This is a genomic window from Sulfitobacter pontiacus (assembly GCF_040790665.1).
Taxonomy (GTDB): Bacteria; Pseudomonadota; Alphaproteobacteria; order Rhodobacterales; family Rhodobacteraceae; genus Sulfitobacter; species Sulfitobacter pontiacus.
Genome location: NZ_CP160849.1, coordinates 2,807,417 through 2,823,362, shown reverse-complemented (window position 1 = coordinate 2,823,362; position 15,946 = coordinate 2,807,417). Strand labels below are relative to the sequence as shown.

The window sequence follows — 15,946 nt, the reverse complement described above, 5'->3', positions numbered from 1 at the left end:
TTACAGGTCCTGACTGGGTTGCATGGTGCCAAGCCGCTGTGCGACCTCTTCAAACCGGTTCGCCATGATCTCGAACTGCACGGCGTTCATCAGCGCGTAGACCTCCTGCATCTGCGGATCTTCCAGCGCCTTGGCATAGACCAGCACCTCTTCATCGGAAAACGCCTGATAGGTATAGGCCGCCCCCGCCAGCGCATTCTCTTTGATAGAGGCGCGCATCTCGGGCTCTTGCGCGCGCATCGCTTCGCGCAGGTCGGGTTCTTCCATCTGTAATTCGATCACGCCCGCGCCCGCCGCTGCCATCAGGAACCGGATCTGCACCTCTTGCAGCGCCTTGATCGAGCTCTCCTCGACATCGCTCGCCCCGTTCAGACGCGCCAACAGATCCACACGCGGAGAATCGATCCCGCGCAGCCCGTTCAGGATCGCATCGCCCGCCTCTGCTTTCGCGGCATCGTCTTCCTCCATATGCGACGCGTTTTCGGCGGCCACCAGGCGTTGGCCCAGATCACTGGCGTAGAAATCCGAGGCATGTTCCAGCGCATCATCGCTGAGCGCCTGCGCCAGAATACCGGCGCCCATGTCCAGCATCAAATCCGTCTCGAATACCTCGCGCACTAGACGCGACCATTCAGAGCCGAAGGCATCCGCATCAATCCCCAGCATTTGCGGCGCGGAATCAGCAGACAGCCGGATGCTTTCAAGGGCGACATCAAACCCTGTGACTTCCAGAAATGCATCGACCCTTTCCCTGTCGGCGGCCCGTGCCATCGGTGCAATCAGCGATACCATGACCGCCAATCCAAAACATAAAGTTAACGGCAAACGGGACAGTCGGCGCATCAGGGCATTCCTTTCAAGTTGATCCACCCCAAGAGCTTAGGCGAAATCCATCTGTCAGCAATGAAATTCCCCGTGTCCGCGAAAACTGGCCTAGCCCCCCTTGCCACCCCGCAAAATCCATCCTAAACGGACGCACCACACCGATGCGGAGAGGTGCCGGAGTGGTCGAACGGGGCGGTCTCGAAAACCGTTGAGCCTTCACGGGTTCCCAGGGTTCGAATCCCTGTCTCTCCGCCATTTCACCCTGACAGTTTAGGCCCACCTCTTGCGGGACAAACCATCGTCTTGGTCGCACGCCCCTGTGGGGCGGTGCGCTGTCAAAATCCGCGATCAGGGTCGTGATGCTGCACCCGCCCGCGTTAAAAATCCCCCGGCGCGCATTGCAGGCAGGCAAGCCCCTCGGCACGCCATGCGTCAACGACCGAACTGCGATCATCGATGACCAGCCAGGGGGCCAGCCCGTCCGCTTGCATTTGCGCCAGCGCTTGGCGTTTGACGTCGGGATCGCTCGCGGCGTCCTGATCCTTGGCGCGCAGGTAAACGCCGTCGAAGGGCAGATCGTGTTTGTGCAGCCATGCGATCGTGTGTTCCGCCCAACCGTCAGGGCGGCCCGAGCAGATGACGATCGTCTCGCCGCTTTGCTTCAGGCGGCGCATCAGTTTGGCGATGGGTGCAATCAGCGGGGCGTCGGCCATCGCCATGTGGAAGGCATCCCATTGCTTCTCGACGCCATGCACCAGATGACCCAGCTTTGCCGCGTCGAACTCGGCCAGAGTGCCGTCGACGTCGAATACCACGCAAGGTGTCAGGGGGGCGGATGTCATAGCTCTTTCTCCTCAAGAAGTGTGCCCGACCGCTGAAACAGGATCGGGATGGCGTTTGGCGGGCGTGTGCCCGCGTCATGGGGTGTCCACAGCACGCGCGCGGCGCGGATGATACCGGAATGGCAGACCAGCACCGGCAGGTGGCCGGCGGGTGTGGCGGCACAGGCCGCGTGGATCGCGCCTGCGACACGATCAAGCATGGCGGGCCAGCTTTCGCCGCCGTCGGGGGTGTCTTCGCGTATGGGTTGCTGCGACAGCGGCTGCCCCTCGAACGCCCCCCAGTCGCGTTCGCGCAACGCGGAAATCACGGTAAAACCGCGCTGCGGAAAGGCGAGCTTGCAGGTTTCTCGCGCCCGTGCGGCGGGGCTGGCGAAAAGCGTGACCGGCTGCGGCCAGCGACGACGGGCCAGCGCGCGCGCCTGATCGCGGCCGCGGGCGGTCAGCGCTACATCGGTCACCCCTGCGATGATGCTTTGCGCATTGGCGGTCGTCTCCCCGTGGCGGATCAGGCAAAAGTCCGAGGGCGGAAGCGCGGCCACCCTCACAGGCGCACCGGATCATGCATGAAAACCTCGACGCCCAGATCCTCGATCAAATAGTCTTCTGGCTGTGTGCAGAAGGCTGGCGCAAAGCGTTTCGCGCCAAGCCGTTCCAGCATACGCACCTGATCACGCAGCGGCGGATGTACGTTCCAGCGTTGGAAATATCCCCCCGGCACGCTGCAGATCCCGCGGGCATGGGCGGTCATATGGCCGGTAAAGACCACATGCGCGTCGCGCCCCAAACGGCCGCTTTCATGCCAGGCGCGCACATAGCCCCAGGCGGAACCGCCATCGGCATTGGGGGTGTCGCAGACCAGAAAACGCGCCTCGTCCAGCGGGCCGCGCGCCAGCAGCGGGGCGATCTCTGCCGCATCCACGCCAAGCGTGCCGCTGCGCAGACCCGTCGCCAGCACCGCCTGACATTCAGGGTCCAGCATGACGCTGGCGTGACCATAGCGCCGGATCAGGTGCAAGGCCATTTCGCCCGCCCTGCCCGATGGCGGCACCGGCAAAAGCACCTGCCCTTCAAGCCTGTCCAGCAAGGCGTCAAGTGCTGCAAATCTTTCGGTCTGGGGCACATCGTCAAGCTGGTAGGAACAGTCCAGGATCGCCGTTGCCGCGGGGGGCGGAAGATCCAGCGGGAACCAGTCGGATTCCTCGGACCAATCGCCCGAATAGAACAGCCCCTCGCCCAAGGCGAAATGCATCCAGACACCGCCCATGGCGTGCCCGTTGCGCCCCGTGGTCAGCTGCACGCCGTCGATCACGGATACCCCCTGTTCGGGCAGCAGGTTGACCTTGGCGGCAGGGGGCAGCGCCTTGGCGGTTTGCGCGGTGGCATAGATCGGCAGCCCCGCCTCTACCGCATAAATCGCCCCGCCGATGTGGTCGATATGGTCGTGGGTGATAAAGACCGCATCCGCGCCCTTCAGCCAGCGCGGGTCAAAATGGGCGTGGGCCTCGGGGCCAAAGCCGCAGTCCAGCAGCCAGCGCCGATTGCCCGTGTTCAATTGCATGCATGCGGGGCCTTTGTCCCCGATGCCGGAAAGTACTCTTACGCTTTGCATTTAATCCTCGGAGAATGCCCATGGGGTGGTGATCGTCAGGCCAAGCTGCATGCCGACATCAAACCGTGCCCGTGTTTCAGCCAGCAGACGCGTGCCGCAGTCCGCGACGGTTTCCAGAAGGTATTTGCCGCCCAGATAGGTCACCCGCGCCACTTTGGCGCGCAGGTCGCCGGTTTCGCTGATGGTCAGGTTTTCGGGGCGCAGGCAGACATGGCTTGGCAGGTCATCCCCGCTTTGCACGGCGATCCGCGTCCCCAGAACATGGCCGTGCAGGGCGCTATCGCTCTTTTCGAACCCGCGCATGGGCACCACCGTGCCGCGCCCGACGAATTCGGCGACAAAGCGGTTCTTGGGGCGTTCATACAGCGTTTGGGGCGTGTCGAACTGCTGGATGCGGCCCTTGTCCATCACGGCGATCCGGTCGGCCATGGCCATCGCCTCTGACTGATCGTGGGTGACATAGACCATCGTCGCGCCGGTGCGCTTGTGAAAGTCGGTGAACACCGTTTGCATTGATGCCCGCAGCGCCACATCAAGGTTGGCCAGCGGTTCGTCCAGCAGCACCGCATCGGGGTGCGACACCAGACAGCGCGCCAAAGCGACCCGCTGACGCTGCCCGCCCGACAGGTCGGAGGGCATCCGGTCGGCATAGTCCGTCAGCCCCGTCGCCTGTAACGCCTGATCGGTCTGCGCGGTGATCTCGACCTTGGAAAAACGCCGGATCTCCAGCGGATAGGACACATTGCGCCGCACGTTCATATGGGGCCAAAGCGCGTAGGACTGGAACACGAAACCGATGTTACGATCCTCGGGCGGGACCATGCGGTTGCCGGCCACATGCGCGACCTCGCGCGGGCCGATGGAAATCTGCCCCGTCGTCGGCATCTCGAACCCCGCAAGCAGGCGCAGCAGCGTGGTCTTGCCGCAGCCCGACGGCCCCAACAGGGCGACGAATTCGCCATCCTTGAACGTGGTGGTGATGTCATGCAGCGCGGGGGCTCCGGCGAATGATTTGCCAAGCGCGGACAGGCTTATGTCTGCCATGGGACTACTCCTTTGGGGAAACGTCGGGACATCAGCTGCACCAGCACCATCAGCGCCATAACCACCAGTACGATGGTCATCGCCAGCGCGCTGGCCATTGCGGTCTCGCCGCTGTCGTCCAGATTGAAAATGACCACGCCCAACGTCTCGGTCCCCGAGGACCAGAGCAGCGCGGAAACCGTGAGCTCGTTAAACGCGGTGAGAAACACAAGGATCGCCCCTGCCGCCGCCGCCGGTGCCGAGAGCGGCACGATCACATCGCGCAGCCGCTGGAACAGCGATGCTCCCACCGATTGCGCGGCTTCGCCCATGGCAGGATCTAACTGCTCGAGGCTCGCTTGCACGGGGCGGAACATCACCGCAAAGAACCGCGCCAGATAGGCCAGGAAGATGATCCAGATCGTGCCGTAAAGCGTCGCATCGGTGAACGGCAGCTTGATCAGCAGCAGGATCATCGCAATCGACAGCACCACTCCGGGCAGGGCATAGGGCAGATCCAGCAGGCTGTCGAACAGCCGCGACAGCCGCGTCGGGTTCCGCTCCATCAGCCACGCCAGCGGCAGGCAGAGCAGCATGAGCACAACCGCCGCGCCGATCGCCAGACCAAAGGAGTTCGCAAAGGCCCGCGTCGTGACCGGTTGGCGCAGCAGGACCTCGGTCCACGCCTGAAGGGTTACGGTGTCAAGCCGCAGTGGCACGCCATAGGCAGGCACCAGCGACGTCGCCAACAGGCCGAACATGGGCAGCACAAGGATCGTGCAGACCACGGCCCATAGCAACACCTCGACCGGCAGACGCGCCGCCCCGAGCGGGATCGCCAAGGGGCGCGACGTGGCCCCCACCAGATAGACCCGTTGGCGCGATTGGAAGAACCGTTGCGTCAGGATGCCCGTTACAGCTACCGCACCGATCAGCATGGCAAGGATCGATACCTCGGCCAGCACGCTGGTGCCCATGCCCGCCAGCTTTTGGTAAACCAGTGTCGGCAGGGTTCCGTAGCCCGCCGGAATACCCAGCATCGCGGGGATGCCAAAGTTGCCAAGAGCGGTGACAAAGGTGATTGCCGTTCCCGCGGCCAAACTGGGCAGGGTCAGGGGCATGACCACCTGCCACCACGTGCGCAGCCCCCGCGCGCCACTGATGCGCGCCGCCTCTACCACCTCTTGCGGGATGGCGCGCAGACCTGCACGCAGGGTCAGGAAAATGATCGACATATGCTGGATGCCCAGCAACAAAATGATACCTTGCGCCGAATAAAGCGGCTGCGGTGAGCCCAGTGGCGGGGCCATCCCCAAGGTCTTGAGCAACACAGACGACGGCCCCATAATCTGGGTCCACGACAGCGCGGTGATCTGGGGCGGGATCATCATCGGGATCATCAGGCAGAAGACCAGCGCCGCCTTGGCGCGCAGATCGGTCAGCGCTACCAGAAACGCAAAGGCAGCCCCCAGAACCACCGAGACCAGGGTGCCAAACCCTGCGGTCACCAGCGAATGCTTCAGCGCGCTCAGCGTCGATGGCTGGCGCAGCACCTCGCCCGCGAGCGACAGGCCAACCGCGCCCTGATCCGTCACCCCTTCCACAAACAGGCGCAGCACCGGCGCAAGGGTCAGGCTGATCGCCACAATCAAAATGGTAGAGAGCAGCCACCCCTCGGACCGGCTGCCCCCGTTTTTTGTCAGAACGCCCATTACTCGGCGCCAAACAGCTCTGTGAATTTGGCCTTGTTGGCTTCGGCGTCCTTCAACGCGGTCGCGGGATCGAAATCCATCAGTTTGATGTCTTCGCGCGCAGGGAAACCGGCGGGCACGCCCATGCCGTCGCGTGCGGGGATATAGCCCATCTCAAGCACCACATCCTGACCTTCCGCGCTGAGCAGGAAATCGACGAACTTCTGTGCGCCTTCGACGTTCTTGGCGGTCGACATGATCGCCACAGGCTCGGTCACATAGGATACGCCTTCGGTGGGGAAGACGAATTCGACAGGCGACCCTTCGGCCTTGTTGCGGATCGCGAGGAAGTCGACGACCATGCCATAAGGTTTCTCGCCCGAGGCCACGGCCTTGAACGTGCCGCCGTTGCCGCCTTGGGCGCGGGCGTCGTTTTCCGCCAATTGTTCGTAATAGCCCCAGCCAAGGCTGTCATCGCCGGTCAGGGTTGCCAGATGGATCAGAGCCGCGCCGGAATACAGCGGGGATGGCATGGCCACCTGCCCTTTCAGGGCCGCATCGCTCAGGTCGTTCCACGAGGTCGGAGCTGTCTCGACGCCGGTGTTATAGACGATGCCTGTCGTGATCAGCTTGGTCGAGTGATAGAAGCCGTCGGCAGAATAAAGCGCGCTGTCATAGTTGGCAGCTTCGGGCGATTGGTAGGCGGTGAGCAGACCGTCTTGGGCCATACCTTCCAGTGTTACGGTGTCAGCAATCAGCAGCACGTCGGGCTGCGGGTTGCCTGCCTCGATCTCGGCGCGCAGACGGGCCATCAGTTTGGTCGTGCCGTCGCGGACCCATTCGACATCGGTGTCGGGGTTGGCGGCTTTGAAGGCGTCCACAGTCTGCTGTGCATCTGCATTGGGCTGCGAGGTGTAAAGTGTGATTGTATCTGCAAGGGCCGTGCTGGCCATCAGGGCAAAAGCGGTGGTGGTGAGGATGGTTTTCATGGGGCTCTCCTGAAAAGGTAGCTTTCGTACGAAAGCATTTCACGCTCGCCTTATTCCCATCTTACGCTACAGATTTATGACATTTACGTAACAGATTTAATTATATTGCGCCGTGGACGGGGTCACTCTAGGGTCCGGCTAACCTTGAGTTGTTTTCGAAGGAAAATAGATGGCGCGACCTACTCTGACCGACCGGCGCGACAGGATCATTGCGCTGCTGTCGCAGAACGACGCTTTGTCCGCTGCCGAACTATCGCAGCGTCTGGACGTTTCGGTGCAGACCATCCGCGCCGACCTGCGCGAGCTTGATGATGCGGCACTGGTGCAACGGCGGAAGGGTAAAGTGCAGCTGCGCCAGCAAAGCGAGAATATCGGCTACCTGCCCCGTGAAACCATCGCGCGACAGGAAAAGCAGCGCATCGCCTTGGCGGTCAAGAACCTGATCCCCGATGGCGCACGGGTGGCGCTTGGGACGGGGACGACGGTTGAGCATTGCGCGCGGTTTCTGTCGTCGCACAAAGACCTATTCGTCGCGACCAATAGCATCCACGCGGTGTGCGCCCTGCAGAATGCCGCGGGCGTGATGGTGGAGCTGGCGGGCGGCAATGTACGGATGCGCGATCTGGATCTGATCGGCGCTGCAGCGCTGGCGTTTTTCGCGGGTTACCGCATGGATTACGCGGTGTTCAGCTGTGGCGGGCTGTCGGGGTCGGGCGCGGTGATGGACTATAACTCGGACGAGGTGCTGGCGCGCAAGGCGATTGCGGGCTGCGCCAAGACGACGATCCTGGTGGCCGATCAGGGCAAGGCGGAGTTGGACCTTGCCTGCCAGCACGCGGAGATCTGGGCTTATGATTACCTTGTCACAGGGGCCGCGCTGTCGCCCGATCTGCTGTCCCGCGCCGCCGCCCATGGGTGCACGGTGATCAAGGTCTGATCCCTACCCCGTGACACGCCGTAGAAAGGATTGGGTGCGCGGGTCTTTGGGCGCATCAAGCAGTTCTGCCGGTGGGCCCTGTTCGACAATCCGCCCCTCGTCCATAAAGACGATCCGATCCGCAATCTCGCGCGCGAACTGGATCTCGTGGGTCACGATCAGCATGGTCTGTCGTTTCTCGGCCACGCGCCGCATGAGGTCGAGCACCTCTCCCACCCATTCGGGGTCCAGCGCCGAGGTCGGTTCGTCAAACAGCATCAGATCCGCATCCAGCGCCATCGCGCGGCCGATGCCCACCCGTTGCTGCTGGCCGCCCGACAGTGCTGCGGGGTAGCTGTCGGCTTTCTCGAACAGACCGGTTTCGCGCAGTGTCGCATCGGCACGGGCGTTAGCCTCGGCCTTGCTATAACCCTGAACTGTAATCAGCGCCTGAGTGATATTCTCGCGCGCTGTCTTGTTGGCAAACAGCGCGTAGTTCTGGAACACGAAGGACGTGCGCCGCCGCAGCGCCAGAATATCCGCGCGTTTCGCCGTAGCTGCATCGACAGACATATCGCCAATGCGGATAATGCCCGCGTCAGGCGCATCAAGAAAGTTCAGGCAGCGCAGCAAGGTGGACTTCCCCGTGCCCGACGGCCCGATGATCACCACCCGTTCGCCTTGGGCGATATCAAGCGAGATGTCTTTCAGCACGGCGGTGCTGCCAAAGGATTTGGTCAGGCCGGATATGGTGATCCCGTCCCCCGTCGCCCTGCCCGTCTCTGGAATGCTCTGTGTAATGGTCATCGCGCATGTGCCTTGTTCAGATAGACCTCTAGGTGACGCTGTGCGAAGGCCAATGTCTCTACCATGACCCAATAGATCGCGGCGACGACGAGAAAGGCTTCGAAGTAGAGGAAGCTGCCCGCCGCCTCTTTCTGGGTCGCCCCCATCAGTTCGGTCACCCCGAGGGTAAAGGCCAGCGAGGTGCCTTTGATCATATCGATAAAGTAGTTCACCAAAGTCGGTGCCGCGACCCGCGAGGCCTGTGGCAGAATAATCTGGCGCATCATCTGGCCTTGGGTCATGCCAACGGCCTGCGCGGCCTCCCACTGGCTGCGGTCCACACCCAGAATGGCGGCGCGGATGCTTTCCGCCATATAGGCCGAGAAATGCAGAGTCAGCCCCATGATGGTCGCGGTGACGCCGTCGATCTTGCCCAGAAAGCTCAGGACTTGCGGCAGGCCGTAGTAGAACAGGAACAACTGCACCAACAACGGCGTGCCGCGAAAGAAGCTGATGAACAGCCGCACAAAAACGTCGAGGACCGGAACCCGAATCACCCGTTCAACCGCGAGCACAGAGGCCAGCACCAATGCGCAGACCATGCCCACAAACGCCATGAACAGCGTCAGCGGGACATAGCCCAGCAACACGGGCAGCAAGCCCCACATATATTCGAAATCCAGTCCCCGCATCTTGTGTTACTCGGCTGTTGTGATGTCAGAGCCGAACCATTTTTCCGAAATCTCGGTCAGGGTGCCGTCTTCTTTCAGCTTGGTGATCGCGGCGTCGAAGCGGTCACGCAGGGCCTGACCTTCGTCATCGTTGCGGAAGGGCAGCGCGTTGCGGATCTCGCTAAAGGGTTTGCCCGCAAGCGCCAGCGGCAGCGGGCTTTCCGCGATCAGCTGGGCCGAAGAAACGCGGTCCATTACAAAGGCATCCACGCGACCAAGGGCCGTGTCTTGCGCAATGTTGCTTTCATAGGTGCGAATGTCGATCTCGCCCGCGTTCGGCAGCTCGTTCAGCAGTTCCTCGAAGTTGGAGCCGAGGTTGACCGCAACGGTCTTCCCGCTCAGATCCTCGACACTGCCGATGGTGTCTTCGTTGCCCTCTTTCACCACGACCTGCGCCCCGTCAAAGACATAGGGCTGCGAAAAGGCGAATTTCGCCTCGCGTTCGGGGGTGATGGTGATCTGGTTGGCGATCGTGTCGATGCGGCCAGATTCCAGCGCGCCGATCAGGCCGGAAAAGGACATGGTGACAAAGTTAACTTCGTCGCCGGTTTCCTTGGCGACGGCGTTGATGAAATCGACCTCGAAACCTTGAAGCTCGTCAAGCTTCACGAAGGTAAAGGGAAAGTACCCGCCCGACATGCCGACATTCAGCGTCTCTGCCTGAGCAGCACTGACGCCGGTAGCAAGGGCGATTGCGGTGAGTGTGGCGTGTTTGATCATGATATTCTCCGTTACGTCTAAGGGGGAGGTAACATGACGCAGCCGCGCTTCAATGGCGCAGCGTCAAGCAAGTCCGCGGTGGTGTCATTCATCCTTGGTCAGGAATAAAATTCTGGCAAGGACTTTGATCGCGAAACGCTGTTTCGGGGGCCGCAGCGGCGGAAGGGGCTTTGGGGGAAGATATCAAGCGAATTAGCGCGCAATTGGGGGAATCACCAGCGCCGGATTTCACCGCATAAGCATCTGATCGTACAAAATAAAACCGCCGCAAAGTGGGAGGACTTTGCGGCGGGGAAACTCTTGTGGCTTTTGGCGTCGTGGTTAGCGCAGGGCAACCGCTTGCGAGGCAATATGGCGGATCTCGCCACGTGCAACACCGATATCTGCCAGATCCCGGTCATTCATCGCCGACAGCTCGCGGAAGGTCTGGCGTTTGGCGCGTTGGTCAGCGCTGTAGGCACGGAATGCATCAAGCGACTGGCGCAGCTTGGGCATCAGACCCGCAACAGGTGCGGCGGTATATGTGGATGTATAGCTCATTTCTTATTCTCTCTTTCACGTCTATGCGGCGGCCTATCCACCGCATTCGGTTTGGTATGTTCCGTCAGCGAAGCGCTGGCGGTTTAGGCTGCTGCCGTGCCGCGGGGTGCGGTGCGGAACAGGCCGGTAAACTTGCGCGATGCTTTGGCAACAGCGGCAGAGATATAGGCACTGCGCAGCGCGTTGGCTTCGGCAAGAAGACGGTCGACTTCGACCGGAGTGGCGGTTTTGTATGTAGCTTCGGTTTTCATTTTCCAGCTTTCCATTTCAGGGCTTCAATGCCCGTGACCGTCATATGTGCGCGGTGCAGCAAAGGTGCAAACCATAGTGGATATGCGGAAAACGCATGGCTTAAATGGCACAGTTTCGCCCCAAAACCGCCCATATCCGGCCCCGAAACCGGCAGTTTTCGACTTCACCGTGAACGAAAGGGCCGCCCGAACGTTGGTAGCCCCTGAAACGGAGAGACCAACACAAGCCGGAGAAGACCCATGACCAAGCAATCGCCGCAGCCGCAACAATCCGCCCCACCCAAACCCGCGCCGGAAAAACCCCAGCCGGTGATATTTACGGATTACGCCAGCATCTGAAAGTGACAGGCGGCAAGCTGCGGTATAAACAGCCCGGTATGACTGACCCTGTTTCTTCCATCCGCAATCTTGGCCCCGCGTTCGAGGAAAGCTGCGCCCGTGCTGGCATCCACTCTGCGCAAGAGCTGCGCGATCTTGGTGCCGATGCAGCCTACGAGAAGTTGCTGCAAAATGGTCAGCGCCCCCACTTCATCGGGTACTATGTTCTGGTGATGGGGCTTCAGGGGCGCCCGTGGAACGACTGCAAGGGGGAAGAAAAGAAAGCCCTGCGGGTCAAGTTCGACGCGATCAAGGCCCGTGCCCATGATACCGGACGATCTGAATTCGAACGCATGATGAACCTGATCGGTGTGCGCGAGGCGTAACGCGTCTCTGCGAAACCTGAAGGCGGCAGCGGAACGGCACTGCGCCCATAAGCGTTGGGTCGCTAACGTAGCCCCAACAGGACACCCTGCCCCATGCCACATACCCCCGATGTTCAACACGACCTTGACCGGCTGCGTGGCCTTGCCCGTACGATGGATAGCGCCCTACGGGTGCCTGTTCTCGGCATTCGGCTGGGCTGGGACAGCATCCTTGGCCTGATACCGGGCGTTGGCGACGTTCTGGCATTGGCACCGGCGGGCTATATCTTGAAGGAAGCGCATCGCATGGGCGCAAGCCGCTCGGTTCTCGCGCGTATGGGGGCGAATGTGGGCATCGACCTTGCGATCGGTGCGATCCCCCTGATCGGTGACATCTTTGACGTGGGCTGGAAGGCAAACATCCGCAACGTCGATCTGTTGCACCGTCATCTTGAGCAAACGGCACCGATGAAAACCGTGAGCCCTGTGGACGGTGAGCTGTCGTCACACCATCCGACCCTGAAGGGCTGAACAGATCGGCCGCCGATATGTGATCCCCGTTGCATGAAAAAAGGGCCGCAGTTGCCTGCGACCCTTTTCATCTGTCCAAACCTGTGAAGGCTTAGCCAACCAGTTCCAGACCGGAGAAGAAATACGCGATTTCGACTGCGGCTGTTTCAGGTGCGTCGGACCCGTGAACGGAGTTTTCGCCAACGGATTCGGCGAATTCTGCGCGGATCGTGCCTTCGGCTGCGTCTGCTGGGTTGGTTGCGCCCATCACTTCGCGGTTTTTCGCGATGGCACCTTCGCCTTCGAGAACCTGAACAACAACAGGCTCGGACGCCATGAATTCGCACAGTTCGTCATAGAAAGGACGCTCGGCGTGCACGGCATAGAAAACGCCGGCTTGTGCCTTTGTCATGTGAATACGCTTTTGTGCGACGATGCGCAGGCCGGCTTCTTCGAATTTGGCGTTGATTTTGCCGGTCAGGTTGCGGCGTGTTGCGTCTGGTTTGATGATCGAGAATGTGCGCTCAAGGGCCATGATAGCTCTCCTAGGTGGGGTTGATTTGGCCGCTCCCTAGCATGGGTCATGCCCCGTGAAAAGCCGCGATTGACGCGGGGCCAGACATGGTTCACACCGCGTCCATGTTAAGCATTTCAGAAATCAACTATTCCGTCGAAGGCCGTCCCTTGTTCGAGGAAGCCAGCGCGGTCATCCCCGAAGGCCACAAAGTGGGTCTGGTCGGGCAAAACGGTGCGGGTAAAACCACGCTGTTCAAAATCATTCGCGGAGAGCTGTCGCTGGACGCGGGCGACATCAGCCTGCCCTCGCGCGCCAAGATCGGGGGCATCGCCCAAGAGGTCCCGTCCTCTGACGTGTCGCTGATCGATACGGTGCTGGCCGCCGATGTCGAACGCGCCGCCTTGATGCACGAGGCAGAGACAACGGATGATCCCGCGCGCATCGCCGAGGTGCAGACCCGCCTTGCCGATATCGACGCCTGGTCCGCCGAAGGCCGTGCCGCCGCGATCCTCAAGGGGCTCGGCTTTGACGACCATGATCAGCAGCAGCCCTGTTCGGCCTACTCGGGCGGGTGGCGGATGCGCGTGGCGCTGGCGGGCGTTCTGTTCGCGCAGCCAGATTTGCTGCTGTTGGACGAACCGACCAACTACCTTGATCTTGAAGGCGCGTTGTGGCTGGAAAACTACCTGTCGAAATACCCGCACACGGTGATCATCATCAGCCACGACCGTGGTCTGTTGAACCGTGCCGTCGGTGGTATCCTGCACCTCGAAGACCGTAAGCTCACGTATTATCAGGGTAATTACGACCAATTCGCGAAAATGCGGGCCGAAAAGCGCGCGCAGCTGACAGCGCAGGCGAAAAAGCAGCAAGCGCATAAGGCGCATATGCAGGCGTTCGTTGATCGCTTTAAGGCCAAGGCCTCCAAGGCGAAACAGGCGCAGTCGCGGATGAAGGCCATCGAGAAGATGGTGACAATCACGCCGCCGGAAGAAGCCGCGCGCAAGGTCTTTACCTTCCCGCAACCCGATGAGCTTTCGCCGCCCATCATCAGTATCGAAGGCGGATCGACCGGCTATACCGAAGGCCAGCCCGTGCTGTCGCGCCTGAACCTGCGGATCGACCAAGACGACCGCATCGCGCTGTTGGGCAAAAACGGTCAGGGTAAATCTACCCTGTCAAAGCTGCTCTCCAACCGTTTGGTGTTGTTCGAGGGCAAGGCGATCAACTCCAGCAAGCTGCGCATCGGGTTCTTTGCACAGCATCAGGTGGATGAATTGATCGTCCATGAAACGCCGCTGCAGCATATGATCAGCGCGCGCCCCGGTGTGATGCAATCCAAGCTGCGCGCACAGCTGGCGGGGTTCGGTCTGGGGCCGGATCAGGCCGATACCGAAGTGGGGCGTTTGTCGGGTGGGCAAAAGGCGCGTCTGTCGCTGCTGCTCGCCACATTGGACGCACCGCATCTGCTGATCCTCGATGAGCCGACCAACCACCTTGATATCGAATCGCGCGAAGCGCTGGTCGAGGCGTTGACGCGCTATTCCGGCGCTGTGATCCTTGTCAGCCACGATATGCACCTTTTGTCGATGGTCGCGGACCGTCTGTGGCTGGTGTCGAATGGCACGGTCAAACCTTATGAGGATGACCTCGAAGCCTATCGCAAGATGCTGCTGACTGTGGAAAAGCCCGTCAGCAAGAACCCCAAACCGGTCAAGGAAGCGCCAAAACCCAAACGCGCCAACCGCGAAGATATCCTTGCCCTGCGCGCCGAAGTGCGCACGGCCGAGGCGCGGGTGACCAAGATCAACGACATGCGCGACAAGCTTGCGAAAAAGCTCGCGGACCCTGCCCTTTACGAAAAGGACAAAGTCGGCGAACTTGAGGTCTGGAACAAGAAATACGCCGAGGTCATGGCCGCGCTTGAACGGGCGGAAGCGATCTGGATGGGCGCGTTGGAAAAACTGGAAACCGCGTCGGCGTAATGCCAGCGCGGCGCAAGGGATAAGGACGGGGCTGGCCCCGGTGACGGTTTATGATGGCACTTGATCTGGCATTCATGATCACCGCGTTCGCGACGATGATCGTGATCATTGACCCCTTTGCGATTGGCCCGATGTTTCTGGCCCTGACCCCCGGCATGACCCCGCGCCAGCGCCGGTTGATTGCGTGGCGGTCGGTTGTCATCGCGGGGCTGCTGCTGCTGGTCTTTGCTGCGTTTGGCGAGGCTGTGCTCGGCTTTATCGGGATCTCCATGCCCGCCTTTCGTGTCGCGGGGGGCGTGCTGCTGTTTCTGACCGCGCTTGATATGTTGTTCGACCGCCGCACGAAACGCCGTGAGGGCCATGCCGAGGCGGATGACGATCACGACGACCCTTCGGTTTTTCCGCTAGCCATTCCCTTGATCGCGGGCCCCGGCTCTATCGCGTCGGTGATCCTGCTGACGGGCGAGAAACCGGGCCTTGAAGGGCTGGTGACCGTCGTCGCGATCACTTTTGCCGTTCTGATCATCATGGGCATCACGATGCAGGCCAGCGGCTACCTTGAAAACGCTTTGGGCAAGGTCGGGATCAACGTGATCACGCGGCTTTTGGGTATGCTGCTTGCCGCGCTGTCGGTGCAATTCGTGCTCGACGGGCTCAGCGCCTTTGGTTTCGGGCCGGGTCCGGGCTGACTTTTCCGCGACCTGCCCCCATATCTTTGGAGAATTGCCAAAGGATATACGATGCCGGACATTGAAACAGGACGTTTGATCTATCTGATCGTGCTCATGGCGATGGTCGCGGGCTGGTTCTTTATGCAAAGCCGTCAGGGCTGGAACAAGACGCTGCAACAGGTCGCGGTCTGGGCCATGATCTTTACCGGTGTCGCCGCGGGCTACGGCCTGTGGGAGGATATCAACCGGCAAGGCGACATCCCGCGCCAAGCCTATGAGGCCAGCACCGGCAGCGTCACCCTGCCACGCGCCCGCGACGGGCATTATTATCTGACGGCGACGATCAACGGCACGCCGCTCCGCTTTGTGGTGGACACCGGTGCGACAGATATGGTGCTGACCCGCGCCGATGCCGAAGCCGCAGGGCTCTCGCCCGATAGCCTGAACTATCTGGGCCGTGCCAGCACCGCCAATGGCGAAGTGCGCACTGCCTATGTGCGGCTGGACGAGGTTGAACTGGGCGGGGTGCGCGATACCGATGTGCCCGCGGTCGTGAACGAAGGCGAGATGCGGCAATCCTTGCTGGGGATGGGCTATCTGCAACGCTGGGGCCGGATCGAGATCACCAACGGAGAGTTGATCCTCACCCGGTAAAGC

Annotated in this window: 19 protein-coding genes and 1 tRNA gene; 7 read left to right on the top strand and 13 right to left on the bottom strand. The window is 61.2% G+C overall.

Going from position 1 to position 15,946, the window contains the following annotated elements; genetic code table 11:
* Complete coding sequence (locus AB1495_RS13925; RefSeq protein WP_074634903.1) at window positions 1-843, bottom strand: DUF2059 domain-containing protein; 843 nt, start codon at window positions 841-843, stop codon at window positions 1-3.
* Window positions 844-990: 147 nt separating this feature from the next.
* Here AB1495_RS13925 and AB1495_RS13920 point away from each other — a divergent pair.
* A tRNA-Ser gene (locus AB1495_RS13920) sits at window positions 991-1,080 on the top strand.
* 122 nt (window positions 1,081-1,202) lie between these two features.
* On the opposite strand, the gene AB1495_RS13915 is transcribed toward AB1495_RS13920, so the two are convergent.
* Genes AB1495_RS13915 through AB1495_RS13890 form a run of 6 tightly spaced genes read right to left on the bottom strand, consistent with a single transcriptional unit; the run spans window position 1,203 to window position 6,979 of the window.
* Entirely contained in the window at window positions 1,203-1,667 is a 465-nt protein-coding gene (locus AB1495_RS13915; RefSeq protein WP_074634904.1) for an HAD family acid phosphatase, read from the bottom strand.
* On the bottom strand, window positions 1,664-2,206 hold the full coding sequence (locus tag AB1495_RS13910) for a histidine phosphatase family protein (RefSeq protein WP_244268842.1): 543 nt from the start codon (window positions 2,204-2,206) through the stop codon (window positions 1,664-1,666). The genes AB1495_RS13915 and AB1495_RS13910 overlap by 4 nt, the downstream gene beginning before the upstream one ends.
* A 2-nt stretch (window positions 2,207-2,208) precedes the next feature.
* Window positions 2,209-3,225, bottom strand: a complete 1,017-nt coding sequence (locus tag AB1495_RS13905) for an MBL fold metallo-hydrolase (protein WP_074634906.1) — start codon at window positions 3,223-3,225, stop codon at window positions 2,209-2,211.
* A 51-nt stretch (window positions 3,226-3,276) separates the two neighbouring features.
* Window positions 3,277-4,320: an ABC transporter ATP-binding protein gene (locus AB1495_RS13900; RefSeq protein ID WP_074634907.1), complete on the bottom strand. Its 1,044-nt coding sequence runs from the start codon at window positions 4,318-4,320 to the stop codon at window positions 3,277-3,279.
* The gene (locus AB1495_RS13895) at window positions 4,308-6,011 is read right to left on the bottom strand and encodes an iron ABC transporter permease (protein ID WP_074634908.1); all 1,704 of its coding nucleotides are present in this window, start codon (window positions 6,009-6,011) and stop codon (window positions 4,308-4,310) included. The genes AB1495_RS13900 and AB1495_RS13895 overlap by 13 nt, the downstream gene beginning before the upstream one ends.
* Window positions 6,011-6,979, bottom strand: a complete 969-nt coding sequence (locus AB1495_RS13890; protein ID WP_074634909.1) for an ABC transporter substrate-binding protein — start codon at window positions 6,977-6,979, stop codon at window positions 6,011-6,013. The genes AB1495_RS13895 and AB1495_RS13890 overlap by 1 nt, the downstream gene beginning before the upstream one ends.
* A 169-nt stretch (window positions 6,980-7,148) precedes the next feature.
* Between AB1495_RS13890 and AB1495_RS13885 the strand changes: the two genes are divergently transcribed.
* Window positions 7,149-7,916 (top strand): DeoR/GlpR family DNA-binding transcription regulator, encoded by a 768-nt coding sequence (locus AB1495_RS13885; protein ID WP_074634910.1) that lies wholly within the window; start codon window positions 7,149-7,151, stop codon window positions 7,914-7,916.
* A 3-nt stretch (window positions 7,917-7,919) separates the two neighbouring features.
* Here the strand turns inward: AB1495_RS13885 and AB1495_RS13880 are convergent, their stop codons facing one another.
* From AB1495_RS13880 to AB1495_RS13860, 5 genes are all read right to left on the bottom strand, one after another.
* Window positions 7,920-8,702, bottom strand: a complete 783-nt coding sequence (locus tag AB1495_RS13880) for an amino acid ABC transporter ATP-binding protein (protein WP_074634911.1) — start codon at window positions 8,700-8,702, stop codon at window positions 7,920-7,922.
* On the bottom strand, window positions 8,699-9,373 hold the full coding sequence (locus AB1495_RS13875) for an amino acid ABC transporter permease (RefSeq protein ID WP_074634912.1): 675 nt from the start codon (window positions 9,371-9,373) through the stop codon (window positions 8,699-8,701). Before AB1495_RS13875 ends, AB1495_RS13880 begins: the two co-directional genes overlap by 4 nt.
* 6 nt (window positions 9,374-9,379) lie before the next feature.
* A complete protein-coding gene (locus AB1495_RS13870; protein WP_005853554.1) occupies window positions 9,380-10,132 on the bottom strand; it encodes an amino acid ABC transporter substrate-binding protein in 753 nt (250 codons plus the stop codon).
* A 321-nt stretch (window positions 10,133-10,453) separates the two neighbouring features.
* Complete coding sequence (locus tag AB1495_RS13865; protein WP_009824624.1) at window positions 10,454-10,672, bottom strand: DUF1127 domain-containing protein; 219 nt, start codon at window positions 10,670-10,672, stop codon at window positions 10,454-10,456.
* A gap of 83 nt (window positions 10,673-10,755) precedes the next feature.
* Window positions 10,756-10,923 carry an RSP_7527 family protein gene (locus tag AB1495_RS13860; RefSeq protein ID WP_235183784.1) on the bottom strand — a complete coding sequence of 56 codons (168 nt, stop codon included), beginning with the start codon at window positions 10,921-10,923 and terminating at the stop codon, window positions 10,756-10,758.
* A 377-nt stretch (window positions 10,924-11,300) separates the two neighbouring features.
* On the opposite strand from AB1495_RS13860, the gene AB1495_RS13855 reads away from it, so the two are divergent.
* On the top strand, window positions 11,301-11,627 hold the full coding sequence (locus AB1495_RS13855) for a TfoX/Sxy family protein (RefSeq protein ID WP_074634913.1): 327 nt from the start codon (window positions 11,301-11,303) through the stop codon (window positions 11,625-11,627).
* A gap of 93 nt (window positions 11,628-11,720) precedes the next feature.
* On the top strand, window positions 11,721-12,137 hold the full coding sequence (locus AB1495_RS13850; RefSeq protein WP_009824622.1) for a DUF4112 domain-containing protein: 417 nt from the start codon (window positions 11,721-11,723) through the stop codon (window positions 12,135-12,137).
* Window positions 12,138-12,228: 91 nt separating this feature from the next.
* On the opposite strand, the gene ndk is transcribed toward AB1495_RS13850, so the two are convergent.
* Complete coding sequence (gene ndk / locus AB1495_RS13845) at window positions 12,229-12,651, bottom strand: nucleoside-diphosphate kinase (RefSeq protein ID WP_005853549.1); 423 nt, start codon at window positions 12,649-12,651, stop codon at window positions 12,229-12,231.
* A 104-nt stretch (window positions 12,652-12,755) separates the two neighbouring features.
* Between ndk and AB1495_RS13840 the strand changes: the two genes are divergently transcribed.
* Genes AB1495_RS13840 through AB1495_RS13830 form a run of 3 tightly spaced genes read left to right on the top strand, consistent with a single transcriptional unit; the run spans window position 12,756 to window position 15,943 of the window.
* The gene (locus AB1495_RS13840; RefSeq protein ID WP_037945024.1) at window positions 12,756-14,618 is read left to right on the top strand and encodes an ABC-F family ATP-binding cassette domain-containing protein; all 1,863 of its coding nucleotides are present in this window, start codon (window positions 12,756-12,758) and stop codon (window positions 14,616-14,618) included.
* A gap of 53 nt (window positions 14,619-14,671) precedes the next feature.
* Window positions 14,672-15,307 carry a MarC family protein gene (locus AB1495_RS13835; protein ID WP_009824621.1) on the top strand — a complete coding sequence of 212 codons (636 nt, stop codon included), beginning with the start codon at window positions 14,672-14,674 and terminating at the stop codon, window positions 15,305-15,307.
* 51 nt (window positions 15,308-15,358) lie between these two features.
* Window positions 15,359-15,943, top strand: a complete 585-nt coding sequence (locus tag AB1495_RS13830) for a TIGR02281 family clan AA aspartic protease (RefSeq protein WP_037944283.1) — start codon at window positions 15,359-15,361, stop codon at window positions 15,941-15,943.
* The last annotated feature ends 3 nt before the right edge of the window (window positions 15,944-15,946 follow it).